This is a genomic window from Streptomyces sp. NPDC050121 (assembly GCF_044460385.1).
Taxonomy (GTDB): domain Bacteria; phylum Actinomycetota; class Actinomycetes; order Streptomycetales; family Streptomycetaceae; genus Streptomyces; species Streptomyces soliscabiei.
Genome location: NZ_JBITJV010000061.1, coordinates 15,390 through 41,632, shown reverse-complemented (window position 1 = coordinate 41,632; position 26,243 = coordinate 15,390). Strand labels below are relative to the sequence as shown.

Here is a 26,243-nt window from a genome sequence, read left to right as displayed (position 1 = left end):
CTAGCTTGATCTTTAACATGCGGCGTCGAATGGTGTGTCGAACTTGATCACCTGGTCCGGTAACCGCCGTACACGGAAGCGGCCTTCGGCTGAACATGTGCTCCGACCAAGGAACACACACGTTCAGCACGAAGGCCGTGAGGATGAGTCTGCTGCATCACGACATCCGGCGAGAGCCGGTGGCGCAACTGTCACGCTTCCGGGGCGAGTTCTATGCCTGTCTGACCGCTCGTTCGGACGCGTTGTTCGAACTGGCTGATGCCATTCTGTGCGGCGACGGGCCGGTGAGGTCGCTGGCCGAGCTGTCGCTGGTGGGTGAACACCGCCGCGGCCATGGAGGGCTCTACGCGGCCATGACCCGTGGACGCGTCGATGCCGGCCGGCTGCGGCGGGCACTGGCCGAAGTACCACTGCCACGGTCTGCCGACGGCCGGCTGGTCCTTGCTGTCGATGTCACCTGCTGGCTGCGGCCCGACGCTCACACCTCACCCGAGCGGATCCTGTGTCACACCTACGGCCGGGGCAAGGACCACCACATCCCGGTCCCCGGCTGGCCCTACTCGATCATCTGCGCGCTCGAGCCGGGTCGCAGCTCATGGACCGCGCCGCTGGACGCACTGCGTCTGGCACCTGGGGACGACACCGCGACCGTCACGGCCCGGCAACTGCGTGATCTGCTGCAGCGACTCATCGCAGCAGGTCAGTGGCAGGCGGGTGACCCGGACATCCTCATCGTTGCGGACGCCGGATACGACGCACCCCGTCTCGGCTTCCTCCTCCAAGACCTACCAGTCCAAGTGCTGGCCAGGATGCGATCCGACCGCGTCCTGCGCAGGGCTGCCCCACCCCGCCTCCCGCACACCCAGGGCCGACCACCCCGGCATGGCGGCGAGTTTGTCTTCGGGCAGCCTGACAGCTGGGGCACGCCGGACACCGAAACGGTCACCGACACACGCCTCTACGGAACCGCCATCGCACGCTCCTGGAACCGGCTGCACCCCAAGCTGACCCACCGCTCTTCCTGGGCAGCCGACGGCGGCACCCTCCCGATCGTCGAAGGAACGGTGATCCGCCTGGACATCGGCCACCTGCCCAGCGGAGCAACACCGAAGCCGGTCTGGCTGTGGTGGTCAGGCACCGATGCCACTGCGGCCGACGCCGACCGTCTCTGGCAGACATACCTGCGGCGCTTCGACATCGAGCACACATTCCGCCTGTTCAAACAGACCCTCGGCTGGACCTCTCCAAAGATCCGCACCCCCGAGGCAGCCGACCGATGGACCTGGCTCATCCTCGCCGCCTACACCCAACTGCGGCTCGCCCGCCCACTCGCAGCCGACCGGCGTCGTCCCTGGGAGAGGCCCACCCCGCCGCACAGGCTCACTCCCGCCCGCGTCCGCCGCGACTTTCGGCACATCCGCCCCAAGGTCAGCTGCCCAGCACAAGCACCGAAACCCTCCCACCCCGGCCCCGGACGGCCTCCAGGCAGAAAGAACAACCGGCCCACACCCCGCCACGACGTGCACACACCCCGGAAAACACCCACGTCGAAGCAGCGAACCAAGAAGTCAACCACCCCACGACCCCGCCGCACAGGTTAAAGATCAAGCTAGGCTCGGTTTTCGGCAAGCGCAGGGTTCTGGGTGGGGGTGTCGGTCGGGGCCGGGACGTCCTTCCCGGTGTTCTCGGGCGCGCCGAACCAGGCCACCGCAACCGCGCCCGAGACCGCCAGGACGAAGCCGGTCACCGCCAGCCAGGCGAAGCCGGGGCGTGAGGCGTCCCCCAGCCACCAGACGCCGATCATGCCGGGCAGCACGGTCTCGCCGACCACCAGCGCCGCCGTCGCCCCGTTCACCGAGCCGATCTGCAGCGCGATGGTGTGCAGGTACATGCCGCCGATTCCGGCGACGAGAATGGCGTACAGGGCCGGGTCGGTGAGCAGCGTGCCCAGGTCGAACGGATCGATCCCGTTCAGCACCCGCACGCCCACGCCGAGCGCGCCGAAGCCGAGACCCGAGAGCAGACCGGCCATGATCGCGGCCCGGGCGCCGAGCAGCCGAACCAGGACCGTGCCACCCGCCATCAGCAGCAGTGAGATCGTGAGGAGCCACCAGTGGGTGGTGATCGGCGTGTGCCCGCTGCCCTCAGGGCCCGCCGCGCTCGCGAGCAGCACCAGCGCCGAGCAGACGACCGCGATCGAGGTCCACTCCGCCCGGGTCAGCCGGATGCCGAGCAGCCTGACGCTCAGGACGGCCGTGATGATGAGGTTGGCGCTGATGACCGTCTGGGAGAGGAACAGCGGCAGCAGACGGGCGGCGAGCGCGCCGAGCCCGAAGCCGACGAAGTCCAGGACCGTGCCGACGACGAACTCCCAGGTCATCGCGGCCTGGGCGGTGGAAGAGAGACTGGGGCCGCCATGCGTGGTGACCTGTCCGGCGGTGTGCCCGACGGCGGCTGCCTCGCGGCGGGCCGACTTGCGGGAGCCGACGGCCTGGAGGACGGAGCCCGTGCCGTAACAAATCGAGGCCGCAACGGCGGTCAGGAGTCCTATGAGCACCGAGCACTCCGTTCAGGGGGGTGGTTCCTGGCTGTTCTCCCTGCCAGACGAGGGATCGGCCGTCCGCGTTGCGCGGACCGGGTCTGCGTCGACATGGACGTGTAGAAGGCCGCCGTCCGGCATCCCGCAGAGGACGCGGCGTCACGATCAAGCGGAGACGCCTGCTGCGTGTTCCGCTTGAGAGGACGTTGAATCTGGTTCCGGTAGAGGCCTTCCGGGCTGGGTGAGGGCGTTGGACGCGGTCCGACGCCGGTCTGTAGTGGACATTCAGGCGGCGGATGCATTCGGAAGTACATGTCGAGGTGTGCCCTTGTCGACCCGCAGCAGGCGTCGGGCAACACGCCTCGTCTCTCCCGGGGCTGGTGCGAACTCGGTGAGGGTCGCGCCGTGCTGCTCGCCATGGTGGAGACGGTGTTCCAGCCAGCCTGATCGTATCCCCGTGATCGGGGCACCTTGGGGGACGGCACCCCAGCAAAGGCGAGGCCCTGGCCCGGAGGTGGTGCTCCGTCCGGGTCAGGGCCTCTGCCGGCGGCGGATCCGCCGGGTGCGCAGCCGGTTCAGGAGACTCGCTCGGGCTCCTTGGGCTGCACCTGCGGGGCCATCTGGAGGCGTGTGCCTTCTACGTCGAGGTCGGGCAGGACGCGGTCGAGCCAGGCGGGGAGCCACCAGGCGTGCCGTCCGGCGAGGGCGAGGACTGCCGGGACGAGGGTCAGGCGGACGGCGAAGGCGTCGATGGCGACGCCGACGGCGAGCGCGAAGGCGATGGGCTTGATCAGGGCGTCGTCGAGCGGGAAGAACCCGGCGAAGACGGTGAACATGATCAGGGCGGCCGCGGTGACGACCCGGACGCTGTGTCGCGCGCCGTCGATCACCGATCCGCGGGCCATGCCGGTGTGGACCCACTCCTCCCGCATCCCGGAGACGAGGAACACCTCGTAGTCCATGGCGAGTCCGAAGAGCACGCCGATCAGGATGATCGGCAGGAAGCTGACGACGGGACCGGTGTGGGCGAGGCCGAGGGTGTCCGCCAGCCAGCCCCACTGGAACAGGGCGACGACCAGGCCGAGCGAGGCCGCCACCGACAGCAGGAATCCGACGGCGGCCTTGAGCGGGACGACCAGCGAGCGGAACACCATGGTCAGCAGGATCAGGCTCAGGCCGACGACGATCGCCATGAACGGCAGCAGGGAGTCGCTGAGGCGGTTGGAGACATCGATGTTGACGGCGGTGGTGCCGGTGACCGCGACCGTCGCTCCGGTTGTCTCGCGGATGTCCGGGGCGGCGGCACGGATGTCGCGGACGAGCCGGTCGGTGCGGGCGCTGTCCGGACCGGTCTCCGGGATGACCTGGATGACGGTCTGCGCGGGGTCGCGTGTGGGCACGGGGGGCAGGACCGCCTTGACCCCCTTGAGGTCCCGCAGCTTCTGCGCGGCCTGAGCACCTGCGTGCGCCCCCGACCCCTTGTCGGTCTCGGTCAGCACCAGGAGTGGGCCGTTGAAGCCGGGGCCGAACTTGTCGTTGACCGTGTCGTACGCCTTGCGTTCGGTGGAGGTGACCGGGGCCGAGCCGTTGTCCGGCAGGGCGAGGCGCAGGTCCGCCGCGGGGAGCGCCAGTGCGACGAGGATGCCGGCGACAGCCAGGACGGTGAGCAGGGGCTTGGCGACGACGGTCCTCACCCAGCGGGCGCCCAGGGTCGCCCGGCCGGCGGATCCGTCAGGATCGGTGGCCTGCCGGGCCTCCTTGCTGCCGGGCTTCGGGGTCAACCGAGTGCCGGCGAATCCGGCGAGGGCCGGGAGCAGGGTGATCGCGGCCAGGACCGCGACGAGGACGGCTCCGGCGGCACCGAGACCCATCACGGTCAGGAACGGGATGCCGATGACGCTGAGTGCGGCCAGGGCGATGATCACGGTGCTGCCGGCAAAGACGACCGCGCTGCCGGCCGTGCCGTTGGCCAGCGCGATGGACTCCTGCGGGTCGGTTCCGCGGGCGAGCTGCTGGCGGTGGCGGGTCAGGATGAACAGGATGTAGTCGATGCCCACGGCCAGCCCCAGCATCAGGGCAAGCGTGACGGCGGTGGAGGAGATGCTGACCGCCGGAGTGAGGGCGAGCAGCCCGGCAAGTCCCACGGCCACGCCGAGCAGGGCGGGCAGCAGCGACATGCCCGCGGCGAGCAGGGAGCCGAAGGTGACGACGAGGACGAGCACGGCGACGGCGACACCGATGATCTCGGACGGGCCTATGTGCACGCCGTTGCTGCCGTAAGCACTGCCGCCCACCGAGGTCCTGAGCCCGCTCTTCTCGGCCGCCTCGGCCGCCCGTTCGATCACGTCCAGGGACGAAGGGCGTACCTCGGCCCGCTGCACCGAGTACTGCACCTGCACGATCGCCGTGCTCCGGTCGGCAGAGACAGCCCCGGAAAGGCGCGGGCCCATGACGGCTTTGACCTGGGGCGCCTTCACGACCGCCGCCTCGGTTCCGGCGATGGCCGCAGTGTATGGGGCCTCGGTGATGTGGTGGCCCGCGGGTGCGGTGAAGACGATCTGGGCGCCCGCTCCGGAGGCTTCGGGCAGCGTCTCGCCGAGCGTGTCCAGCGCGCGCTGCGACTCGGTGCCCGGCACGGCGAAGCGGTCGTCGAGCTTGCCGCCGAAGACGCCGGCGCACGTGATGAACGCGGCCAGGACCACGAGCCAGATACCGAGGACCAGCTTGCGATGGCGGTAGGCATTGCGGCCCAGCCGATGGAGCAGGACTGCCATGGCGAACTCCCAAGGTCGCTACGGGATGTCCCGGACGTCTCGTCGCGGAAGCGGGACGAACGGCACAACGGGTCGGCCCGCGCCGTCGAGCGGCCACGAGCATGAGGCATGCCGGTGCCGTCGGCGGCATCGAGCTGCTTCGAGCACCGACTTTATCACTTGCTCAAGTCGTGCGATCAAATCACTCAACTGGAACATCCGACATTGTCAGTCGACCATGCCATCTGTATGGTGATGGCCACCGGAGCACGCCGCCCCCGGGAAGCGCCAGGTCATGGGGCCTGCGCTGCTCTTCCCGCGGAGCACGTCCGCAGCGCCGGGACCACCCCGGGGCAAGGAGTGATCATGAGCAGCACGCAGAACAGGGACATCGCCACGGCGCACCACGCCCGCAGGGCGGATGTGGTGGTGATCGGTGCGGGGCTGGCCGGTCTGACCGCGGCACGGGAGCTCGTCGCGGCGGGCAAGTCCGTGGCCGGCCGCGTCCACCTGTCGGCGCCGGTGCGACGCGTCAGCCAGGACTCCACCGGTGTCACCGTGGTCTGCGACGCCGGCGACTGGCGGGCCGACCGAGTGATCGTCGCCGTACCGCCGCTGGTGGCCTCGCGGATCGTGTGGGACCCGCTGCTGCCGGCCCAGCAGGACCAGCTCTTCCAGCGGCTGCCGTTCGGCACCCTCATGAAGTGCGTGGCCGTCTACGACAAGCCGTTCTGGCGGGAGGACGGGCTCTCCGGCATGGGCCTGCTGCGCGGCGGCTCCCCCATCCGCGAGATGTTCGACAACACCCCGCCCGACGGCGGACCGGGCGTCCTGATGGGCTTCCTCGGCGGCCGGGAATGGCGCAAGTGGGCCCACCGCCCGGCCGCCGAACGCCGAGGCGCCGTCCTGCGCTGCTTCGCCCAGGTCGTCGGGGACCGCGCCTTCGACACCGTCGACTACGTCGAGCAGGACTGGACCGCCGAGCAGTGGACCCAAGGCGGCCCCACCTCCGTCGCCGCCCCCGGCGTGCTCACCGACTTCGGCCAGTGGATGGGCCGCCCCCACGGCCGCGTGCACTGGGCGGGCGCCGAGTTCTCCCCCTACTGGAACGGCTACATGGACGGCGCGGTCCGCTCCGGCAAGCACACCGCCACCGAACTCCTCCACCAGAACTGAGCGCAAGAAGTACCGACAAGCAAGGGAACCCTGCCATGAACCGTTTCGTCGTCGCCGAGACCGCCGTCATCGACGCCCCCCTCGGGCGGGTCTGGAACGTCATCTCCCGCACCGACCGGTACGCCGAGTGGGTCGCCGGAGCCATCGAGGTCACCGACCACCACGGCGTCGCCACCGTCGGCAAGACCTACTCCGAGCGCAACCGCACCCTCGGCCCGCTCAAGACCGACTCGGTCTGGACCGTCAGGGAGATCGAGCCCTTCAAGCGCCGCGTCGACACCGGCGCCGGATTCGCCCCGCTCCAGGACGTCACCAACATCTTCGAGTTCCGCCCGGTCCAGAGCGCCGACGGCCGGGAGGCGACGGAGATGCTCTACCAGGTCGAGTACACCATCGGCCTCGGCCCGCTGGGCCTGCTCCTCGACTCCATACAGCAGCCCGCGATGCGCGCCGGCATGCGCACCTCCATGGCCAACCTCAACACCCTGCTCCGTTCCGAGGCGTCGAGGACCGCTCTCTGACAGGCGGCGCATGCTCCTGGGCCGGCGGCCGGTCCGCCCGTCCGACCGGCCGCCGGCCCAGGAGCGGCCATCATCATGTACCGCTGATTTGTCGAGCGACCTGTTCGACAGACTGAGTCGGATAGGATCGCGTCATGGCTCATGTATCCACGGCGGAGCGCCGCCCGCAACTGATCAAGGCGGCCATCGGCCTCATGGCCAGGGAGGGCGTCGCCGCCGGCAGTACCCGCGCCATCGCCGCCGAGCTCGGCGTGGCACAGGCGACCGTGCACTACACCTTCGGCACGAAGGAGGAGCTGTACCGGGCCGTCATGGAACAGCTCACGCACGACCTCATCGACCAGGTGACACGGGCCGCGCCCACGGACGAGAGCTTCGAGGAAACCATCGTCACGCTCGCCGAAGCACTCTGGCGTACCGTGCTCGAACAGCCCGCCTCGCACCAGCTGCTCACCGAGCTGAGCATGTTCGCCCTGCGGACGCCACACCTGAAGGAGGCTCTTCAGAGCCACTACAGCGAGATCCTGGCGGTGACGACGAAGCTGGTCGAGCAGACCGCCGAACGCACCGGTCACCGGCTCGGCCAGCCCGCTGAGACGATCGCGAGGTTCTTCCTGGCCGGCTTCGACGGACTGACGATGCAGCACCTCTCCCTGCCGGACGAGGAAGCCGAGCGCGTCTGCCTGCGGTCCTTGGTCTCGGCCGTCCTGGCCATGGCCTGAGGCCGCTCGGCGATCACGACGCCGCACCGCGGCCTCCGTCCCCAGCGGGCGATCACGGTCGGCGCAGCGGTCGGCGTGGGGTGCCGTGGTCGCATGGATGGGCGGCCGGACGCCGCAGGGAGCAGACCGCTCTCCACTTAGCCCCGGTAGCGAGGCTTCAGTGAAGCCCGCATCAGGCCCTCCAAGCGGTCGCCCAGCTTCTCGTACCGTCGCCGAGCCAGCTCGTCCTTCGCGGGCATCTCGCAAAGCTCCCCACCTCTGCCCGCAGCCGCATGTGTGCCACATGTGTGCTGCGAGTACGAAGGCCCTCCCGCCCGATGGACGGAAGGGCCTCTGGCCAGGTGTTTCTCTGTGCCCCTCGGCAGGATTCGAACCTGCGACACCCGCTTAGGAGTTCGATCACTCCTCGGCACTGCCGGGGAGCCGCCTGACCCCGCCAGCAGTGCAGGACCGCCCAGGAGTGCTGGCGTCCGGGGTCGTTGATGTCACCTGTGGATGTCAGAACGGTGCAACCGCACGCGCTCGCTGGCACGATGCTCCTGTGGTGGACCTGGAGCGCAAGAAGCGCCTCCAGCGCGCGTGTAGGTCAGAGCCTTGCGATCGTCATGCAGGCTGCTCGACTTGCGGGGACGGGGGTCAGGAAGGCTTGACGGCCGAGACCGGGGTGGCAGTCACCTTGTTGTCGCACTCGGCCCACCACCCCTCGTTCAGGGCGACCTGGTGCTTCCCGGAGTGCGGCAGCCCGATGACCATCGTCGGATACGCCGCCGGAGTCTTGCCCGACACGCAGTAGCCGTCGCCCTCCCCCTGGACCTGGACGAAGGTCAGCTTCACCCACGCCTTGCCGTGCGGCCGGACCGTCACGGTGGCCGCCCTGCCGGTGGGGGTGACCTTGAGCGGGGTGTTGTGGGCGGGGGAGCCGTTGCCGGCGCCCGCGACCGTCGGATGGCCCTTCAGGACGCACGTCTTCCGGGAGACGTTGGTGAACTGCACGACCGCCGCCCCGGTCCCCGTCCCGACGGGCGGGTGGGCGGCCTGCCAGGCGCTGACCTGGAGGGCGGAGGCCGAACAGGCGGGCGGCGGGGTGGAGGTGGTGGTGCTCGCCGCCATGGCGGTGCCGGGCAGGATGCCGGTCACCGCCGCCGCGACGGCCGTGACCGCCGTCGTTGCCAGAGCCGCCCTGCGAATGCCGTTGCTGTGCCGCATGCTGTTGTCCCCCTGAGTCGTCTCGTCCGCGGGTTTCGGTCGTCGGTTGTTGCCCCGCGGTACGCGTGGTCGTGGTACGTGAGTGCAGACAGGGCGGGAGAGCGGCAGGGTTCCGTGCGGCGACTACTTGTGACGGAACGGTGACGACAGGCTGCAGCCGCGCAGATGGCCGTCCTCGGGATACGCGGGAGGCATGGCGGGCAGTACGGCCTCCACGCCGTACCCGGCCTTCTCCGCGACACGGCACGAGGCGGCGTTGCCGAACTGGTGCAGCAGTTCCAGCCGGCTCAGCCCGGCGGGAGCGAAGGCGTCGAGCGCTCAGTCGGTGAGGGCGGCGAGGGCGCGGGGGGCGGCCCCGCGTCCCCGGGCGTGCGCGGCCGTCCAGTACCCGACCTCGGCGGCCAGCTCCCCCGACGACCTCCTTGACCACGACGTGCCCGCTCAGCAGGCCGTCGGGGGAGTCCGGTTCCTCTTCCAGGGGCGCGGTGATCCACTGCCTGCTGAGGAGCTGGCGCTTCTGCGCCTCGAACTCGGCCTGGATGAGCACCCCTTGGTCCTTGAGCTCGCCGAGTTCCTTGAGCTGGTCGATTTTGTTGCTCATGTCGTCGGTGAGAGGGGGGGCTGTTACGGCTGTTGCAGCTGCAGCTGCGGCGCTTGCGGCTCGGCGTAGGCGTACGACTGGCAACTCGTGTCTCGTGCACGAGAGTTGCAAGCGTCTGACGCATAAATAGCAGCAGGTCAGGGTGGTTTTGGGCAGGGGTGGGCGCTCTGTGGCCATGCTGATGGCGGGTGTTTTGGTTCTGGTCGGTCAGGCCACGCTTTCCAACGGTCCCCGCACGGGAGCGTGATCTCGGCGCAAGGGGACTCGGGCGGCGGTAACCCCGCGGAGGGTGTGTCATTCGGCAGGGGGTTACCGCGTGCCGGTGTGTCATTCGGCCCTGATGTCGTCCACGTACACGATGCCTTTGGTCGCCGCGCCGCTCCCATGGACGAGGTACAGATTGAACGCCGTCACCTTGGCGAGGTGAGCCGCGTCGAGCACGGCTCCGGCGTGTGCGGTGTCCCAGGGAGCGGGCGTGAACTCGCTGAAGGGTGCCCTGACCTCCTGCCCGCTCGTGTCGGACAGCGGAACCTGGTACCAGAAATCGACTCCGCCGGCGACGATCTGGAGCGCCCCGCCGTTTGCGGAACCGTCGCCCTGCAGCCACAGCGCGAGGGACGTGAAGGCGGACCAGTCCGCGTCGACCGGCTTGCCTGTGCCGGTGTACTCGGCGCCGGTGAAGTCGTACGCGTAGGCCAGTCCGAAGGAGCCCGAGGACTTGTGGTCGGCCGACAGGGTGAGGGTGTGGGAGTTGACATGCGTGTACGCCTCGCTCAGGGCGATGTCGTCTCCGGCGTATCCCTCGAAGTCGTCGACCCAGCCGGCAGGCAGCGGTTGGACCTCGGCGAGGAGGACCACGGCCGAGTCGGTGAGCGTCTTGCCGTCCGCCCGCGCGCTCACGGTGAGGGTCACCGAGCGGTTGTTCCGCGTGGCCGGGTCGATCGACCAGTCGCCCGAGTAGAAGCCGTCGGCGTCGAGGCGCAGCCGTCTGGCCCGTCCGCCGTTCACTGAGTAGGTGACCCGGCTCGCCCTCGCGGGTGTGACACGCACCCGGACGGTGGTCTTGGAGGCCGTTACGCGCTGCCGGTCCGTAGGGGTCACGAGGTGCATGAACGGGGTGTTCCTGACAGCGGTGGTGCGAGCGGAGTACACCCCCCGGAGATCGGCGGCGAACAGGGTGTAGGGGTCCTGGTGGTAGGCGACGAAGTCCGGTAGCAGGACGTGGCCCGGGTACGGGACATAAGCACGTTTGGCCCCTCCGAAGTTGGCCCAGGTGAGCATGTACGTCATCTGACGGGCCAGCGGGTCCGCCTGGATGGCCTGCGACAGCTGGGTGAACCACTGCCGGTTGCGGACCTCGGTGCCGCCCTCCCCGAACTCGGTGAAGGCCGGTGCCTTGCCTCGCTCGTTCGCCAGCCGGACCACCATCGCCAGATCCTTCACCACACCGTCCAGCCAGGGCGTCGGTCCGGCGTTTTCGTCGTAGGAGTCGTAGCCGAGGATGTCGACGAAACGGTCGCCCGGGTAGGTCCTCAGGTAGCCGGTCGGGTCGCCTCCGAAACTTGAGTTGGGTGAGTAGGCGTAGAGCAGGTTGTGGACGCCCCTGGTGTCGCGCAGGTACTCGACGGTGTAGCGGAACAGCTCGATGAACTCGGCCGAGGCGGTGTGGCCGGCGCCCCACCAGAACCAGCCTCCGTTGTTCTCGTGGAAGGGGCGGAAGACGACCGGGATCGCGGTGCCGTCCGGCCGCCGTGCGCCCTTGACCGCCTTCGCGATGCGGTCGAGGAAGGCGTTGAAGTCCGCGTGTTTCGCGCCTCCGGGAAGGATCTGGCTGACCACTCGGCCCGTTGTGTCGTAGAAGTTCTCGCCGGTGACGAAGTTCGGCATGTGGGCGCTGAGGGTGTTGATCCCGCCGCGTGCGTCCCCCTGCCGGATGCACCGGCTGAGCGCGGCGATGTTCTCGGCTTCGGTCCCGCCCTCGACGCCGGGGCGTTCGTCGCCGTCGAGGATGAGGGTGTCCCAGCCGAAGACTGCGGGGTAGTCGCCCACCGCCGCCCTGGTGTCGGACGCCTTGCCGTCGGGGGTGGTGAAGGTGAAGCCATAGGTGAGGTCGTGCTGGTGACCGAACAGGATGCCTTTGCCCTGCTGCCGCTTCAGGTACGCGAACAGCGCGCGGGTGGCGGGGGTCGCCTTGTCGTCGACGATCCGGACCGGCGTCGGCGCGCCGACGGGCGCGGTCGGGGAGGTCGCCGCGGCGGCCACCGATGTCCGGGCGCCGGCTGCCGCGGCGACTGTGGCACCGAGGAGGATGAACGTGCGACGGTTCAGGGGAGAGCTGGGCATGTGTGTCTCCGTTTGACGTGGCGATCTCTCGCCAAGGGGAGGTGCCCCCGGGGGGCCGGGGTGCCCCGCCCCGAGGGGTGTCGTGGGCCGCCCCCGTCGGCGGCGCCAGGCGTCGTCGGGCACGGCGGCTGGTCGCCGTAGTCGTATGCCGGGCCGGGGGTACTCAGGTAGCTGTGGACAGGCGGCTGCTCGGCCTGCTCAGTCGGCCGTCGAACAGTCGTCGCACTCCGGGGGACGAGCCGTCTTCCACTCGCAGGTCTGCGACCCAGAGCCGTGAACCCGGCCCGGACTGCTTCGTGGCGCCTCGCGCGGACCCGTTGCAGGTGCAGCGCTGGAGGAAGAGGAACAGGAAGACGACGAGCGTGGGCACGATGCGAGGACTGCATCGGCCGTGAGGTCATCCCCGTGGGCTCCGAAGGGGATGAGGAGTCGGAAAGGGGGTGGCCGGGATCCCGGTGATCGGGTTGCCGTGGGGACCGGCCACGGCCTTTGTCCGAGGTTGTGGCCGGTCGTGGCTTCTCCGGTCGGAGTGCGTACTTCACCGCGGGGCCGACCTTGAGCAAGATCGTGGAGCCGTCCCTGGACTCCTTGACGATCTCGATCTCGATGTTGGCGCCAAGTCGTGGTCGTGCTCGGCGTGGTCCATCGGATCGTGCCGGTCCGCGGTCGCCGTCGGTGCACCCTCGTGGCCTGCGCCACCGCGAAGGCCGAGAACGTGGCTGCCACCGCTGCAAGGGTGACACTGGTCGCCGCTGCCCTGAGCATCCAGGGTCTGTAGGTCACTTGTGGGGGTCCTTCCCGTGACGCGGTCGGCTGCAGGTAGATGGGGTCCTGGTCAGGGACATCCGCAACGCACGACACACGTGTGCTTCAAGTGGCGCTATTCGACTAGAGGTTGAGGAAAAAAGAAAGGCTAAGCGGCTCGCGAGACCCAGGCGCACCCTCTGTTCACCGCGATTGCTACGGAGCGGCAAGCGCAGGGCTGCCGCGCTCTGGTGGACGCCTGCGCCCTCGGTGCAGGGGGCATGCCGGGCCGCAGGAGAACTGGCGTCGGCTTTGCGCGCCAGTGACAGCGTGATCCGGACGAGTCTCGCGAGGCCAGTCGATCCCGGACGCATAACCCCTCTGGAGAGATCCTCATGAGCGCGAGAGTCCGGGAGATCGTCGTGCGGCTGCCGTACTGGCTGGATGCGTGAGCCCGGTGATCGGCGACACCACGCGGCGCTCTCCCGCGTTGCCCGTGGAGTGGTGATCAGCGGCGCCGTGCTTGCGGCGGCTGCGGAGCCGGAACGGCGGCTGCGTGATGGACCGGAGCGTTGGGGCGCTGGGCTTCGCTGTCTGTCAGCCCATACTCCGCTGCGGGCTTGTGCTGCGCGGGCTTGTGCGCTGGGTGTCGGCCCGTGCCCTGAGGCGTTGGATGCGCCAGGGAGCGCGCTCCTGTTGCACAGTCCGCTCACGCACCGCTCACGCGCCCGGCGACCGTGGGGGTGTCCAATGGCGGACCATGCCGGGGCGCGGAAGGCTGATCTTCTCCCGTGGTGCACCGGGGGAAGTAGGCGTCTCCGACTCACCGCCTGTAACTAACTGCAATGTTGCTAACTGCGATGTTAGTATCTGCGGCATTAGGTGAGGCTGGAGAGGTGGCGGCATGGCAGATTTCGTGGGCAGGCGGCACGAACTCGAGACGCTGGATCGCGAGCTGGGCAAGGTGACGGCCGGGGTCGGTGGGGAGCGGCCCGGGCGGTGCGTGATGCTTCGAGGGCGCCGCCGGGTGGGTAAGTCGCGATTGGTGGAGCGGTTCGCCGAGAGGTCCGGTGCGCCGTTCCTCTTCTATGCCGCCACAGGGGCGTCGCCGGGGGCGGACTTGGAGCGGCTCGGCCAGGATGCGCAGTCGTCCAGCCTTCCGCTGGCGAATCTGCTGTCCGCGGCCCGCCCGGCGAGTTGGGATGCGGCCTTCGACGTACTGGCGGCGGCACTGCCGCACGACCGGGCGAGCGTGGTGGTCATGGACGAGGTGCCCTATTTGATGGATGCGGAGGGCGCCTTCGAGGGCATGCTTCAACGAGCCTGGGACCGATTGTTGGAGAAGAAGCCAGTTCTGCTGGTTCTCATCGGTTCCGATCTGTCGATGATGGAGGCGCTGGACAGCTATGGACGCCCGTTCCACCAGCGCGGACGGGAGATGGTGCTGGGTCCGCTCAACCCGGCGGAGGTGGGCGAGATGCTCGGCCTCGATCCTGCCTCGGCCTTCGATGCGGCCTTGATCACCGGTGGGCTGCCTCTGATCTGTGCGGAATGGACGCACGGCGCCGGAATGTGGGAGTTCCTGCAGGCGGCGCTCAGCGATCCGGTCTCGGCCTTGCTGGTGTCGGCAGAGCGCTCGCTTGCTGCAGAGTTCCCCCAGCAGGTCCAAGCCCGCACCGTCCTCTCGGCGATCGGCAGCGGTGAGCGGACGTTCTCCAATATTGCCCGCGCCGCTGGCGGGATCGGGGCGACCCCGCTGCAGCGGTCGTTGGGGATCCTTGCGGACAAGCGGGTGATCGCGGCGGAGCTTCCCGTGTCCACGCGGCCTTCGAAGGATCGTCGCTATCGGGTCGCGGATCCCTACCTCCGCTTCTGGCTGAAGCTCCTGGGCCCGGCGATGGAAGAGATCGAGCGGGGCCGGGGTGACCTGACACTGCAGCGCATCCGTGAAAACTGGACCAGTTGGCGTGGCAGGGCCATTGAACCTCTGGTGCGCGAGGGGCTGGCACGGCTGCTGCCTGACGCGAACCTCCCTGCCGCCCCCGCCATCGGCGGTTACTGGACCCGTACCAACGATGTGGAGATCGACGTCGTGGGAGCGGACCGCGCGCCGATCGCCAAGGAGTTGTTGTTCGTCGGCTCGGTGAAGTGGCTGGAGAACTCCCCGTTCGACCGGCACGATCTCGCGGCTCTGCACCGGCACCGCGCCGCGCTCACACCTGCTCCCGTGCCTGTGATTGCTGTCTCGCGCAGCGGGACCGACTGCACGGGGCTCGACGCTGCGTACGGCCCGGCGGAACTCCTCGCGGCGTGGTCCTCCTGAGCACGGGGGGATACGTGTCGGGCCGGAGGCGTACGGCCTGCCTGTCGAGCTTGGGTTGGCCGAGCCTCCGGCCCATCGCGACGGTGACGTCCTCCCGCTCACGCAAACGGCCCCGGACAGTGGGTCCGAGGCCGAGCGGAGTGCCTCCCTGGGCGAGAAACCCCAGGTCGGCGGCGTAATGCGCTGTGCCCCCGGCAGGATTCGAACCTGCGACACCCGCTTTAGGAGTTTTCCTTGGACGGGGCTGTGACCTGCGGAAACGCCGACATTGCGGTGCCTGGCCTGGGGAAAGGCCGACCGCCGACCAGAGCTCGTCGTCGACGGTGCCGCAGTCGTCGCCGTATGCCGGACAGCCCTGCTCCTGGACCGATGTGTGCCGTGTCAGTCACCGCATCACGGGCACCGACGGCTGCGGCAGCCGCGTCTCTAGGTAGGGACGCGGGCATGCCTGAGCGGTGCTCCGGCCTGATGGAGGCTGGTAAGGGCCTGCCGGTAGGAGGCGATCAGCCCGGTCTCCACGTAGTCCACGCCCAGGTCCTCGCAGTAGCGCCGGACGATGGGCCGGGCCTGGCGCAGGTTGGGGCTGGGCATGCTGGGGAACAGGTGGTGCTCGATCTGGTGGTTCAGACCGCCCAGTGCGATGTCGGTGAACCGGCCGCCGCGCACGTTGCGTGAGGTGAGCACCTGGCGGCGGAGGAAGTCCGGGCGGTCTTCGCCTTTCAGGATCGGCATGCCCTTGTGGTTGGGCGCGAAGAGCGAGCCGAGGTAGACGCCGAACAGGCACTGGTGGACGGCGAGGAAGGCGATCGCCATGCCGGGTGGCAGCAGCCAGAGCAGGACGGTCAGGTAGACCGCGAAGTGCGCGAACAGCAGGGTGCCGTCGAGCGTTCGGTGCTTGAGCGAGCGGTTGCCCAGCGCCTTCACGCTCGACACGTGCAGGTTGAAGCCCTCCAGTGTGAGGAGGGGGAAGAACAAGAACGCCTGCCAGCGGCCGATCAGGCGGGGGAGGCCCGTGGCGGCCCGGGCCTGGTCCTGGGACCAGACCAGCAGGTTGGGGTCGAGGTCGGGGTCGAGTTCCTCATGGTTGGGGTTGGCGTGGTGGCGGGTGTGCTTGTCCTGCCACCACCCATAGCCCATCCCGATACCAACACCGGCGATCCGTCCGGACACCTCGCTGGCCCGGCGTCGGCGGAACATCTGACGGTGGGCCGCGTCATGGGCGAGCAGGGCGACCTGGCCGAAGACGACGGCCAGGAAGCCGGCGACGGTCAGGGTCCACCAGCTGTCGCCGATGAGCGCGACGACGGCCCACCCACCGACGTAGAGCGCGGCCACCACGGTGATCCGCACTGCGTAATAGCCGGGACGGCGCCCCAGCAGGCCGGCATCAGCGATCTTTCTCGACAAGCGGGCGAAGTCACTGCCGGACGTCTCCGAGGGCGGGGGGTGGACCGTGGTGTCTGTGGTCATGTGGCTGAAACTCTCTCCGAAGGAGGCAGATGGTCAGGCGCCGCCTCGGGAGTTGCTGAGACCGGCCCACAGGCAGGGATGCGCTTCCGCCGTTGCGGATGCACATCGCGCGACCACGGAGCAGGGACGACGTCCCTCTCTGCATGCGGGTTCCCTGCCAGTCAGGTCTCACACCGTGGCAGGACAGGGCTGGCGGAGCGACGGCCGCGCGCTTTCAGGGAAGAACCGGGGACGGCCGGTGAAGGGGGGCGGCTGATCACTGAGGGGCACTCATTACGGTGACCGGCGAACTCCGTCGCCAGCCGCGGTTTCCGTGATGAGGACGGCGACGGTGGCAGGGCCCGGGGTGTCAGTGGAGGCTGCCTCGGCTACCGCCTCCCGGACGGCGCGGGCGACTTTCAGTGGATGGTGTCCGGGGCCGACCGCGAGGTGAACCTCGATGTGTCGGCCGGGTGGATCATCATGGTCCTCCACCCTGACCGGGCGGCTGCCCAGCACGGCGGTGAGGCGGGCGACGCCCGGCACACCCGCTGCGACGTCCGCCAGCTCCCCGACGAGTCCCCGCATGGACCCTGTTCCGGTCACCGGTGGCGAGCTCCGCGCGGCCGCAGCTTCCGGCGTGGGCCTCATGGCCGTCGCCGCGGTCCGAGACGTCACGCCTGCCTCCGGGACCTCACGGAGATCCGTTACGCGCATGTCAGCCGTCACCGTGGCCAGCCCGAGCCGTTCAGTGGCCGCGCCCAGCAGTGTGCTCCTCAATTCGTCGGCGGTCTCCGGCAGCGGCCGCACGAGGGATGCGGTGAAGGCGGCCTCGATGGTGAGCGGGCCAGGCGGCAGCGCGCTGGCCGGCGGACGGACGGCCGGCTCGGACACGGGTTGGTGCGGCGCCGACCCGATGCGCAGGGACTCCAGTCGGACACCGGGGACCTCGGCGGCAGTGCGCGCGAGGGCCTGGACGGCCGCTTGCTCGGTGATCCACGTCCCGTCGTCGGGTCCGCCGAGCGGGAGCAGCCGGCCCAGGCCAAGCCGGCTTCGTACTGCCTGCGTCCACGCCTCGGTCACTGGCCTCTCACCCTTCTTCTCCACGGCCGCGGTTCTCTTCCCGCGGCGCTCTGCCCGGAGCGTCCGCGAGAGCTCGGGGCAGGGGCCTCAGGCCACTCGTCGGACCACCCCGTCTCACGCTCTACAGTCGGGCAAAAGGTACTAAAAAGACTATAATCCGAGTAATGGGTGCTCTGTGGCCTCGCGAGGGAGGAATATCCCGATGACTGAGAACACCGGCGTCAGGCTCGGCGCTGCGCCCGGTACTCGCGGCCGGACGACCATCGCCGATGTGGTGGTGGAGAAGATCGCCGGAATGGCGGCACGGGACGTACGCGGCGTCTATGCCCTGGGCAGCGGATTCGCCCGCTCGATGGGATCCATGCGGGAGCGGATGCCCGGTGCCGGCAGCGGCAAGTCCGCCACGCGCGGGGTCAGTGTCGAGGTCGGAGAACTGCAGGCGGCCATCGATCTGGAACTCGTCGTCGACTACGGCGTCTCGATCACGGACGTGGCCGGTGCGGTGCGGGAGAACGTGATCTCCGCGGTGGAGCGGATGGCGGGTCGCGAAGTCGTGGAAGTCAACATCACGGTCAGCGACGTGAAACTGCCCGACGAGGAGGACGAAGGGGAGGAGCGGCAGCGGATCCAGTAGCCGGGGCGGGAGCCCGAGTGTGTGAAGGAGCGCGAAATGAGCAGGGCCGTGGTGGGCTTGATGGCCGGAATGGCGCTGGGTTTCGCCGCGTATTTCGGTGACTTCTGGGCTTTCCTGCTGGTGCTGGTGCTGGGCCTCGTCGGTCTCGTCATCGGGCGGTTCATGGAGGGTGATCTCGAACTGGGCGACTTCGTCCGCCGCCGGGACCGGCAGGATCGGATCCGCGACGACCGGCGACAGGCCCGGGGAGACTGGCGGCAGTGAGCGGGGAAGCCGATGAGCGTCCGGGCGTCCCCCGCGGGGAGCGCGGGGCGACCGCCGTCACCGACCGGGTCGTCGCGAAGATCGCGGCCCGGGTGGCGCGCGAGGCGCTGAGCCGGTTCGCCGAGTCGGCCGGCTACGTACCACCCGGCCGTCGGACCCCACACGTGAGCACATCCGTACGGCGGGCGCCGGAACGGACCGGCGCAGGACGGGACGCCGAGTCCGCCACCGGACGGCAGCCAGTACTCGGCGAGGCACGGCTGCACATCACCGTCGAGCTCGGCTATCCCTCCGACATCGGGGCGCAGTGCGCCGCGGTGCGCCGGGAGGTCACCGAGCGGATCAGGGCATTGGCCGGCATGGAGGTGTCCGACCTCGCGGTATCGGTCGGGCAGCTGCACTCGGCGCATACGCGGCACACGGACCGGGAGAGGGTGAGATGAGCGCGAACACCTCGCGGCAGCCGACCGGTGACAGCGACCTCTCCTCCGGTCCGGGACAGGCGGCACCGTCCGCCGACGGCACCCCGGGGGCGGCCGAGGGCGCTACGAAGGTGATCGACGGATCAGACCGGTCGGCGCACCGTTTCTGGTCGTCGCGGCGGATTCCCGCGGCCGTGGTGGCCCTGCTGTCCGCCGCGGCCGTCGGATTTCTCCTGTACGACGTGGTCTCGGTCCGGGCAGGCCGGAATGCGATGCGTTGGCGGCGGTGGCTCGCCGAGGAACTGGCCACACGGCCCCTGGACGACGTCTGGATGATCGTCGGGGCCGCGGTGGCGATGGCCCTCGGCCTGTGGCTCTTCCTGCTGGCGGTGACGCCGGGACTGCGCAGGCTGCTGCCCATGCGGCGGCCCACCGGTATCCCTCGGACAGAGGACGTCCGTGCCGGGCTCGACCGCCGCGCGGCCGCCCTGGTGCTGCGCGACCGGGCCATGCAGGTGCCCGGTGTCCAGTCGGCACAGATCGATGTCGGCCGCCGGAGGGTGAAGGCCCGGGCACAGGCGCACTTCCGCGATCTTGAGGAGGTCCGCACGGACCTGGACACCGAGCTGGGCGAAGCCGTGACGTCCCTGGGTCTGGCCCGGCAACCCACACTGGCCGTGCGCGTCCGGCGCCCGAAGAAGGGCTGAGGTGATCCGATGCTCAAGACGGCGAACCGGGTGCTGCTCGCACTGCTCGGCCTCGGACTGTTCGCCCTGGGCGGCGGCGTACTGCTGGGCGCACTGGACCTGCAGCGCCACTGGGACTTCGGCATGCCGGGCTGGTGGCCCTTCCGTGGGCCGGACGACGTGGTGCTGGGCGCCTGGGGACGCACCCGGTGGCGGGACGAAGGCTGGTGGTGGCCGACCGTGATCGCGGTGCTCGCCGTGCTGCTGGCCCTGCTGCTGTGGTGGCTCCTCGCGCAACGCAGACACCGCCTGGACCATGTCCTCGTCGACAGCGAAGACGGCGCGCCGGCCCGGCTCAACGGCCGCACGCTGGAGAGGGTCATCGAGGAAGAGGCGCAGGCCCTGGACGGGGTCTCACGGGCTCACGTCCGGCTGACGGGCCGACGTACCGCTCCCACCGCACACGTGCGGCTGCTGCTGGAGCCTCACGCCGATCCAGCGCGGACTCTTGGGCGACTGAGCCGCGAAATACTCGCACACGCACGGGACTCGGCCGGCCTGGACCGCCTCCCCTCGAAGGTCCGACTCCGGGAAGCCCGCCACCGCGCCGAACGCGCCACCTAGGACCCCCTGGGGTAAGCCTCAGTACGGCCGACGCGACATCGAGCACAGGCACAGCGTGTCCTGCCGTAGCCGAGAGAACACGCAGATCTCGCACGGTTCCTTCCGGGAGGCATCCCGTCATGGTCCTCTTCCTGATCCTGCTCATCGCCGGAATCGCTCTGGTCGCCATCGGCGCGGCCGTCGACGGCATGCTCTACCTGATGTCCATCGGCGTACTGCTTCTGATCGTCGATCTGCTCTACCTGGCGGCCCGCTCCATCTGGCGCTCCACACGGCGCCCGGCCCGCTGACCGGCTCCCGAAAGCCCCCGACCAGTCCCGGCCCCGACCCGATCCTCACGTCACTGGCGGACCTTCGAGCGGTTCGACGACCACGGAGTCCCCGGCCGGCCACGGCTACCGATTCCGCGGCCTGACGGCCAGGGTCCGTCTCATGCGCCGCCACCACCCTTTCCGTACCCAGGGGATCGCCGCGCGTCTGTCCGCCTGACAGCGACCTTGGGTACGAAGATCCAGGTCAGCGGCAGGCTTCAGCGAGGGAGCCGGAGCTCGTCGCGGGCTCGGTCGAGGGTGGCGAGGTGATCGGCGTCGCCGCCTCGCCACTCGATGAGGAGGATGGTCGCGTCGTCGGTCGTGGTGCCGCCGCGTTCCTGTTTAAGGGCGTGGGAGAGCGCTCGTGCCACCGCCCGTACCTCGGTGCGGTCGTGGAGGATCCGGTTGGTCCACTCGATGAGCTGCTCCTCACCGAACTGTTCCCCGCCGGTGTGGTGCTCCTCGATCAGGCCGTCGGTGAAGCACAGCAACCGGTCCCCGGGCTGCAGCATCCGCTCGCTGACCACCGGCTCCTCGCCGCCGAAGCCGACCGGCAACGTGGTCGGGCTCTCCAGCCGGTCCAGCACGGCGCGGTCACGGATCAGGAGCGGGGCAGGATGGCCGGCGTTGACCCACTGCAGCCGGCCTGTGGTGATGTCCAGGATCATCATCTGTGCGGTGACGAAGTGGTCGGGGCCGAACTGATCATCGATGGCCCGGTCCATGAACGCGTACACCTGGGACAGATCCGTACGGGCCCGTCGCGTGTGGCGATAGGCGCCGACGGCCACCGTCGCCATGGTCGCCGCGTCCAACCCGTGACCCATCGCGTCGAGCATGGCCACGTGCAGGATGTCGCCGTTGAGGGCGTAGTCGAAGCTGTCGCCGGCCACGTCGTAGGCGGGCTCCAGGATTCCGGCCACCTCGACCTGCGGAGTGGTCATCGACAGCGGGGGCAGCAACGACCACTGGATCTCCGCGGCCACGCTCATCGGGGCGCTGCGGCGGGCCTGGAAGAACAGGTCGGTGTAGGCGTCCTTGGTGACGATCATGTCCGCGACCAGACCGGCGAGCCTGCGGAGCAACCGCCGGTCGTCGTCGTCGACCCTGTCCAGGGTGACGGCCATCACCCCGATCTGGTCGCTGCCGTCCAGCAGCGGCAGGTACATCCGCACACTGCCGTTCTCCAGCACTTCCACCGTGCCGCGGCTCAGGAACGACTTGCCGGCGGGGGAGTCCTCGACCGGCTCCGGGCGGCCGACCTTCAGCCTGTGGCCCGGCAGCGGTACCAGCAGCACCTGTTCGTAGTCCTGCAGGAGGATGGAGACGTCCCGGCCCCCGACCCTGGCCACCTCTTCCGCGACGAGTGGGGCGATCAACTGCGGCGGCATCTCGTGGGCCCGGTCCAGCAGCGCACCCAGCAGTCGTTCGCCAAACCCCTCCGACCGGTCCACCCCGATCCGGTCCGGCTTCCGTCCACCGTCCGTCATCGCTGCCACTTCCCTTCGTCCCGGGGCATGGGGAACTCATCTGGGTGGCTGCGTCCTCGCGGTGTTCACCAGGGGGCCCGGTGCCCTGGCCTCGTCGAAACCGCAGCCGGTGCGGGCGGTGCCGGCCGGAATGGCACTGGCGCCTCCGGCACCGCGTATCCCGACACGGTGCCCGTCGCAATGCACACCCCGCCCCTCTTGGATCCACCCGGCAGGCAACGGCGATCAGCGTGGCACGACGCTGTCCACCAGCACAGGCTCGCATCGCCGACCGGTCCAACGAGCCGATCACGTCATGGCCGGCACGTCGCCCCAAACGCCGGTCATCACAAGGGGCTTGGTTCGACGGGGACATGGGCACGTCGGCCGGTTAGCGGGCCAGGGTGAGGGTACTGGTCTTGATCGAATGGGCAGACGGTGGCCATGGCCGGTTGGTCGGTAGTGGTGTTCGCGTAGACCGCTTCCAGAGTGCCGATCCTGCGCCCCCTTCGGGTCCACGACGTCGTGGGTCGCGCCACTACCGGACATCGGCGGAACGGATCACGCCCTGTCCCCGGCGGCCGCGTCCGTCGTGCTCCAACGACCCCGGCGTATACACACCGGGGTCGCCCTTCCGGGCCGGTCGCACGTGAGAGTGTGCCGACCCGCTTTCATGCTATGCCTGGTGCACAATTCGGGCATCCGGTGTCTCGCGGTTCTCGTGTCCATCGGTTCCGCGCGGCCAGGAAGGGCTTTCGCCCTGCGTCTGATTTCAAGGAGCCGATTACCCTCCGTGGCCTCGTACAGGGCTTCAGGATCGCCTCACGGTAGTTCTTCCGCTCGCTCAGTGTTGCCATGGGAACACCGCTTCAGATTTCGTCCGTCTGTGTACGGCCGTCCTCTGAGGACTGACTGGTGACCAGCCAGGTGCGGGCAGGCTCTGCTGCGCGGGCGGTGTCCACCGTGAGGTAGAGGCGAGTTCCGCCGGCCACCGTGCCGACGGGGTAGCTGCGCTGCTCGGTCGAGGCGAAGCAGCGACGGAGAACCTCCGCGACCTGGCGGGTGGCCTCGGGGGACGAGGCGACGAGGCGCACGTCGACGTTCCCGGCAGAGGGCAGTTCCGGTGACTCCGCGGGGTGACGCCGTCCCGGCCTGCCCACTGCTTCCACCGGGGTACGGGCCGAATCATCCGTGGCACCGCCCGGCTCGAGGTCGTCGGCAGTCGGCGAAGTGGGCGATGTGGAAGGCTTTGCCGCTCGTCGGTTCTTCGCCCGCAGGCGGCCGATTCCTGGCTGCGCATCGCTGTAGCGGTAGGCCGCGATCCTTGCGTCGTGCTGCGCGTTGAGCTGATGGATCAGGGCGATTCCCATGGTGATCACGGCGATGATCAATGCCGCGGTGACGAGGGTCTCCACGTCCTTCACCTCCCTCGGGCGCGCGCGGGGCCGGCCGTGTTCAGTGCCGGCTGTACGTCTGCTGGTCGCGGTCATGGCGCGAACCTGTCCCCGGACTCGTCTTCGACGATCCGGTCCTGTTGCGCGCGGAGAACGGCACCAGTGTCTGATCTGGTGTGCGAAACGCTCTCGGTATTTCGAGCCTACTCCGCTCGGGATGCCTGGGGCTGGGACGTATGACAGGCATTTTCTGGGCGCACCCGCCGCGTGGAGCCGCCGTAAGGGGACTTCGCCCTCGTCATCAGGCATCGTGGGTTTCTGGCTTGGTGATCCTCGTCCTCTCCGGACAGCGCCTTGGGGTCGGGCCTGTCCGGAGGGGGAGTGCAAGGGAATGATTTATCCGCCGACGGCACGATCCATTCGGTTTGGCCGAGGAGTACGCTAAAAGTGCCGAGGATATTTCGCGCATCGGTTACATGCCCATGTCGTTTTCGGCGATCGAATAGGCCGGGCCGACCGCGGTCGGCCCGGGGCAGGGTTCGCGTCATGACTGCGACCATTTCCCGCTCGCCGACACTCGAAGACCGGCTCTCGTTGGCCTCCCCCACCTCTTCCCCTCTCCGCCTGTCGCTGGCTCCCGTCGGCGCCGCGCCGGCTCTTCTGGACGGCGCATGGTGGCCCCGCTCCCGCGATCTCGGGGCGGAACTCCCGGCCCTGACAGCCGTACTGGAACCGCTGTGGGGGCGGATCACGCGGGTCACGGTGAATCCCACCCACTGGCCGGTCGTCCCGCGCAAGGTGCCTGTCGCCGGGCATGTCGTGAAGGTGGGCTGGTTCCTGCCTGAGCAGGATCCGCACGAACTGCTGCTGCTCTCGTACCACGTGGGCCGCTGGAACCTGCTGGTGGTCCCGCCGCAGACGGACCCCGTCTCGGCCGCCTGGCTGATGGCCGCCGCGAGCGACCCCCTGGGCAGGTCGACTGCGAGCCGGTTGATGGAGCAGGCCGCGCGCCGGCGGACGGTGACGGAGACCGATCGGGCCGTGGAGGCGGTCTGGGACTCCGAGGGAGGGCACGGGGTCCGCGATCCCGCCGCACGGCCACGGATCCCGGCAGCCATGCCCGAGGGCGGAGATCGAGCCGCTGCACCCGTCGCGACCCCGAATCGGCCGATGGGGATGTGGGGACCATGGAGACCTACGTGACTGTGGCGTGCTCATGACGGTGATCGCTCTGGGCGGGCTCCTCATCCACTTGGCCAACGGGCAGCACAAGCGACCGCACCGTCGCCTTCCACCACGGCCGCTCCTGGGCCATCGCGAGGGGACGCAGCACCCGGAAGGGGAGACAGGGCAGCGACCTGGTCCTCGAACTGCTCGCCGTCGGGGAAGCCGCGGTACCTTGCCAGGCGTGCCAGGAGCGTGTCTCCCGCGGTGACGGCCTGCTGCGGTGATTCGACGAACTGCTCCTGGACAGTGGTTCATTGAGTCACGTAGTGCTCGCGGGCAGTTCCGATCTCGGGGACTACCGGGACTACCAGGAGCGCCGGAATCGTCAGGAACGCCGGGACCGCCGCTACAGCCGTCAGATCCACCAAGGTGACGCCGAGCGAAGCCTGATGGTCGGCGAGCAGGCGCTCCTGCAGGCGGCGAGCGAGCCCGTGAGCGTGCTCATGCGGATGGACAACGGTTTCAGTGACGGCGAAGACATGTCCGGAGGCGGTCAGTTGCTCGAGGTTCTGCGGCAGAGGTCCCTCGAACTCCCGCCACCCACGAGCCCTCGCGCGGCATGGGGAATCCGAAGACACAGCCGGTCAGGGACTGCGCCTCGGCGACCAGCATGTCGAATCCGGGCTGTTGGACGTCGTGTGCCAGACGGCGCAGGAACTCCTGCCGATCCTGGAATTCCTGGCCGGGCGGGGTGGCGGAGGACTCCACGTAGAGATCCGCCAGGTCCTCTCGCATCCCCTCGGCCTGCCAGCGGTTCAACCGGCGCAGCCGCACCGTGTCCATGGCGGACGGCTTCGAGCCTTCGGGTTCGTGGGGTTGCCGCGGAGTCTGCATGGGGCGCCTCGGTTCAGGAGACCGGAAACGTGCGGGAGTGCCATCGTGGCCGATGGGCGGTGCGGCGCCTGGGTCTGGGACGTCTGCTCAGCAGCACAGCCCCCGACAAAGTGTCCAGACCGGGCCCCTGCGGCCGTGCACGCTGGTGGCCCTGCCGTGCTGTGACGCCGGTCAGGCCCCCAGACCGGCGAGGGGTTCGGATCCGCTGATGAATGCGCGGGCCACGTCGGCCAGGCGCCGGTTGTGGGCGCGGGCGTAGCCGCGCAGCGCGGTGAACGCCTGCTCCATGTCGATGCCCTGGCGTTCGGCGAGTTTCCCCTTCGCCTGTTCGATCAGTACCCGGCTGTTCAACGCCGCCTGCAGCTGTTCGTTGAGTACCGTGCCGCGGTGGACAGTGCGTTGTTGCAGCAGGCTGATGGTGGCGACGTCGGCCAGCGCCTGGGCGATGAGTGTGGCGGGCAGGTCGAAGGGGCCGGGGGCGGCACGGAAGAGGTTCAGGGCGCCCACGGTCTCGTCCCGCAGGCGCATGGGCAGGGCCTGGACGGCCCCGAATCCGCTGCGGTGGGCCGCCGTGACGAAACGCGGCCAGCGGTCGACCTCCCGGGTCAGGTCGTGGATGATCACCGGTGCGCCGGTGCGGAAGCACTCGAGGCAGGGGCCTTCGTCGTTCTGGAGCTGGAAGAGCTCCAACAGCCGCACCTGTTCGTCGGAGGCGGCCATGACGCGGAGTCTGCCGTCACGGTCGGCGAGCAGCACCCCGGCGGCGCTCGCGTCGAGCATGCCCACGCAGCGGTCGGTCAGCAGGCGCAGGAAGTCGATGAGGTCGAAGTCGGCGACCAGATTGTCGGCCAGCTCGACGAAGGTCTTGGCCAGAAGCTGTTGATCCATCGTGGACACCCTCGATTGAAACTAGTCCCT

Annotated in this window: 23 protein-coding genes and 1 pseudogene; 13 read left to right on the top strand and 11 right to left on the bottom strand. The window is 69.3% G+C overall.

Annotation, left to right across the window (positions count from 1 at the left end; all coding sequences use genetic code 11):
• Positions 1-143 precede the first annotated feature (143 nt).
• Positions 144-1,601, top strand: a complete 1,458-nt coding sequence (locus ACIBTS_RS45905) for an NF041680 family putative transposase (protein ID WP_399327407.1) — start codon at positions 144-146, stop codon at positions 1,599-1,601.
• An 8-nt stretch (positions 1,602-1,609) separates the two neighbouring features.
• Here the strand turns inward: ACIBTS_RS45905 and ACIBTS_RS45900 are convergent, their stop codons facing one another.
• Complete coding sequence (locus ACIBTS_RS45900; protein WP_399327405.1) at positions 1,610-2,557, bottom strand: hypothetical protein; 948 nt, start codon at positions 2,555-2,557, stop codon at positions 1,610-1,612.
• Between the two features lie 294 nt (positions 2,558-2,851).
• Here ACIBTS_RS45900 and ACIBTS_RS45895 point away from each other — a divergent pair, with 294 nt between their 5' ends.
• Complete coding sequence (locus tag ACIBTS_RS45895) at positions 2,852-2,986, top strand: hypothetical protein (RefSeq protein WP_399327403.1); 135 nt, start codon at positions 2,852-2,854, stop codon at positions 2,984-2,986.
• Between the two features lie 128 nt (positions 2,987-3,114).
• Here the strand turns inward: ACIBTS_RS45895 and ACIBTS_RS45890 are convergent, their stop codons facing one another.
• Positions 3,115-5,313: an MMPL family transporter gene (locus ACIBTS_RS45890; protein ID WP_399327401.1), complete on the bottom strand. Its 2,199-nt coding sequence runs from the start codon at positions 5,311-5,313 to the stop codon at positions 3,115-3,117.
• Between the two features lie 345 nt (positions 5,314-5,658).
• Between ACIBTS_RS45890 and ACIBTS_RS45885 the strand changes: the two genes are divergently transcribed.
• From ACIBTS_RS45885 to ACIBTS_RS45875, 3 genes are all read left to right on the top strand, one after another.
• Positions 5,659-6,468: an FAD-dependent oxidoreductase gene (locus tag ACIBTS_RS45885; protein ID WP_399327399.1), complete on the top strand. Its 810-nt coding sequence runs from the start codon at positions 5,659-5,661 to the stop codon at positions 6,466-6,468.
• A 35-nt stretch (positions 6,469-6,503) separates the two neighbouring features.
• Positions 6,504-6,989, top strand: coding sequence for an SRPBCC family protein (locus tag ACIBTS_RS45880; protein WP_399327397.1), 486 nt, complete (start codon positions 6,504-6,506; stop codon positions 6,987-6,989).
• 134 nt (positions 6,990-7,123) lie between these two features.
• Positions 7,124-7,711: a TetR/AcrR family transcriptional regulator gene (locus ACIBTS_RS45875; RefSeq protein WP_399327395.1), complete on the top strand. Its 588-nt coding sequence runs from the start codon at positions 7,124-7,126 to the stop codon at positions 7,709-7,711.
• 636 nt (positions 7,712-8,347) lie between these two features.
• Here ACIBTS_RS45875 and ACIBTS_RS45870 read toward each other — a convergent pair.
• From ACIBTS_RS45870 to ACIBTS_RS45860, 3 genes and pseudogenes are all read right to left on the bottom strand, one after another.
• Complete coding sequence (locus ACIBTS_RS45870; RefSeq protein WP_399327393.1) at positions 8,348-8,917, bottom strand: DUF4232 domain-containing protein; 570 nt, start codon at positions 8,915-8,917, stop codon at positions 8,348-8,350.
• Between the two features lie 123 nt (positions 8,918-9,040).
• Positions 9,041-9,401 (bottom strand): annotated as a pseudogene (locus ACIBTS_RS45865) (GNAT family N-acetyltransferase); the annotation flags it as partial.
• Between the two features lie 444 nt (positions 9,402-9,845).
• Positions 9,846-11,861, bottom strand: a complete 2,016-nt coding sequence (locus ACIBTS_RS45860) for a glycosyl hydrolase (RefSeq protein ID WP_399327391.1) — start codon at positions 11,859-11,861, stop codon at positions 9,846-9,848.
• A gap of 1,648 nt (positions 11,862-13,509) precedes the next feature.
• Here ACIBTS_RS45860 and ACIBTS_RS45855 point away from each other — a divergent pair.
• A complete protein-coding gene (locus tag ACIBTS_RS45855; RefSeq protein WP_399327389.1) occupies positions 13,510-14,928 on the top strand; it encodes an ATP-binding protein in 1,419 nt (472 codons plus the stop codon).
• 426 nt (positions 14,929-15,354) lie between these two features.
• Here the strand turns inward: ACIBTS_RS45855 and ACIBTS_RS45850 are convergent, their stop codons facing one another.
• Together ACIBTS_RS45850 and ACIBTS_RS45845 are read right to left on the bottom strand one after the other, a co-directional pair.
• On the bottom strand, positions 15,355-16,398 hold the full coding sequence (locus tag ACIBTS_RS45850; protein WP_399327387.1) for a fatty acid desaturase family protein: 1,044 nt from the start codon (positions 16,396-16,398) through the stop codon (positions 15,355-15,357).
• A 273-nt stretch (positions 16,399-16,671) separates the two neighbouring features.
• Positions 16,672-17,460 (bottom strand): hypothetical protein, encoded by a 789-nt coding sequence (locus tag ACIBTS_RS45845; RefSeq protein WP_399327385.1) that lies wholly within the window; start codon positions 17,458-17,460, stop codon positions 16,672-16,674.
• 202 nt (positions 17,461-17,662) lie between these two features.
• On the opposite strand from ACIBTS_RS45845, the gene ACIBTS_RS45840 reads away from it, so the two are divergent.
• The 6 genes from ACIBTS_RS45840 (at position 17,663) to ACIBTS_RS45815 (ending at position 20,380) form a co-directional block, all read left to right on the top strand.
• A complete protein-coding gene (locus ACIBTS_RS45840) occupies positions 17,663-18,094 on the top strand; it encodes an Asp23/Gls24 family envelope stress response protein (RefSeq protein WP_399327383.1) in 432 nt (143 codons plus the stop codon).
• Between the two features lie 36 nt (positions 18,095-18,130).
• The gene (locus ACIBTS_RS45835; RefSeq protein WP_399327381.1) at positions 18,131-18,358 is read left to right on the top strand and encodes a hypothetical protein; all 228 of its coding nucleotides are present in this window, start codon (positions 18,131-18,133) and stop codon (positions 18,356-18,358) included.
• Complete coding sequence (locus ACIBTS_RS45830; protein ID WP_399327379.1) at positions 18,355-18,801, top strand: Asp23/Gls24 family envelope stress response protein; 447 nt, start codon at positions 18,355-18,357, stop codon at positions 18,799-18,801. The genes ACIBTS_RS45835 and ACIBTS_RS45830 overlap by 4 nt, the downstream gene beginning before the upstream one ends.
• The gene (locus ACIBTS_RS45825) at positions 18,798-19,487 is read left to right on the top strand and encodes a DUF6286 domain-containing protein (RefSeq protein ID WP_399327377.1); all 690 of its coding nucleotides are present in this window, start codon (positions 18,798-18,800) and stop codon (positions 19,485-19,487) included. Before ACIBTS_RS45830 ends, ACIBTS_RS45825 begins: the two co-directional genes overlap by 4 nt.
• A gap of 9 nt (positions 19,488-19,496) precedes the next feature.
• Entirely contained in the window at positions 19,497-20,090 is a 594-nt protein-coding gene (gene amaP / locus ACIBTS_RS45820; RefSeq protein ID WP_399327375.1) for an alkaline shock response membrane anchor protein AmaP, read from the top strand.
• Positions 20,091-20,209: 119 nt separating this feature from the next.
• On the top strand, positions 20,210-20,380 hold the full coding sequence (locus ACIBTS_RS45815) for a hypothetical protein (protein WP_319670842.1): 171 nt from the start codon (positions 20,210-20,212) through the stop codon (positions 20,378-20,380).
• A gap of 239 nt (positions 20,381-20,619) precedes the next feature.
• Here the strand turns inward: ACIBTS_RS45815 and ACIBTS_RS45810 are convergent, their stop codons facing one another.
• Both ACIBTS_RS45810 and ACIBTS_RS45805 read right to left on the bottom strand, forming a co-directional pair.
• Entirely contained in the window at positions 20,620-21,891 is a 1,272-nt protein-coding gene (locus ACIBTS_RS45810) for a PP2C family protein-serine/threonine phosphatase (protein ID WP_399327373.1), read from the bottom strand.
• Between the two features lie 848 nt (positions 21,892-22,739).
• Positions 22,740-23,285 (bottom strand): hypothetical protein, encoded by a 546-nt coding sequence (locus ACIBTS_RS45805; protein WP_399327371.1) that lies wholly within the window; start codon positions 23,283-23,285, stop codon positions 22,740-22,742.
• Between the two features lie 525 nt (positions 23,286-23,810).
• Here ACIBTS_RS45805 and ACIBTS_RS45800 point away from each other — a divergent pair.
• Entirely contained in the window at positions 23,811-24,467 is a 657-nt protein-coding gene (locus tag ACIBTS_RS45800) for a DUF5994 family protein (protein WP_399327369.1), read from the top strand.
• 486 nt (positions 24,468-24,953) lie between these two features.
• Here ACIBTS_RS45800 and ACIBTS_RS45795 read toward each other — a convergent pair whose 3' ends face one another.
• Both ACIBTS_RS45795 and ACIBTS_RS45790 read right to left on the bottom strand, forming a co-directional pair.
• Positions 24,954-25,325 carry a hypothetical protein gene (locus tag ACIBTS_RS45795; RefSeq protein ID WP_399327367.1) on the bottom strand — a complete coding sequence of 124 codons (372 nt, stop codon included), beginning with the start codon at positions 25,323-25,325 and terminating at the stop codon, positions 24,954-24,956.
• Positions 25,326-25,496: 171 nt separating this feature from the next.
• Positions 25,497-26,213: a GAF and ANTAR domain-containing protein gene (locus ACIBTS_RS45790; RefSeq protein ID WP_399327365.1), complete on the bottom strand. Its 717-nt coding sequence runs from the start codon at positions 26,211-26,213 to the stop codon at positions 25,497-25,499.
• Positions 26,214-26,243: the final 30 nt, after the last annotated feature.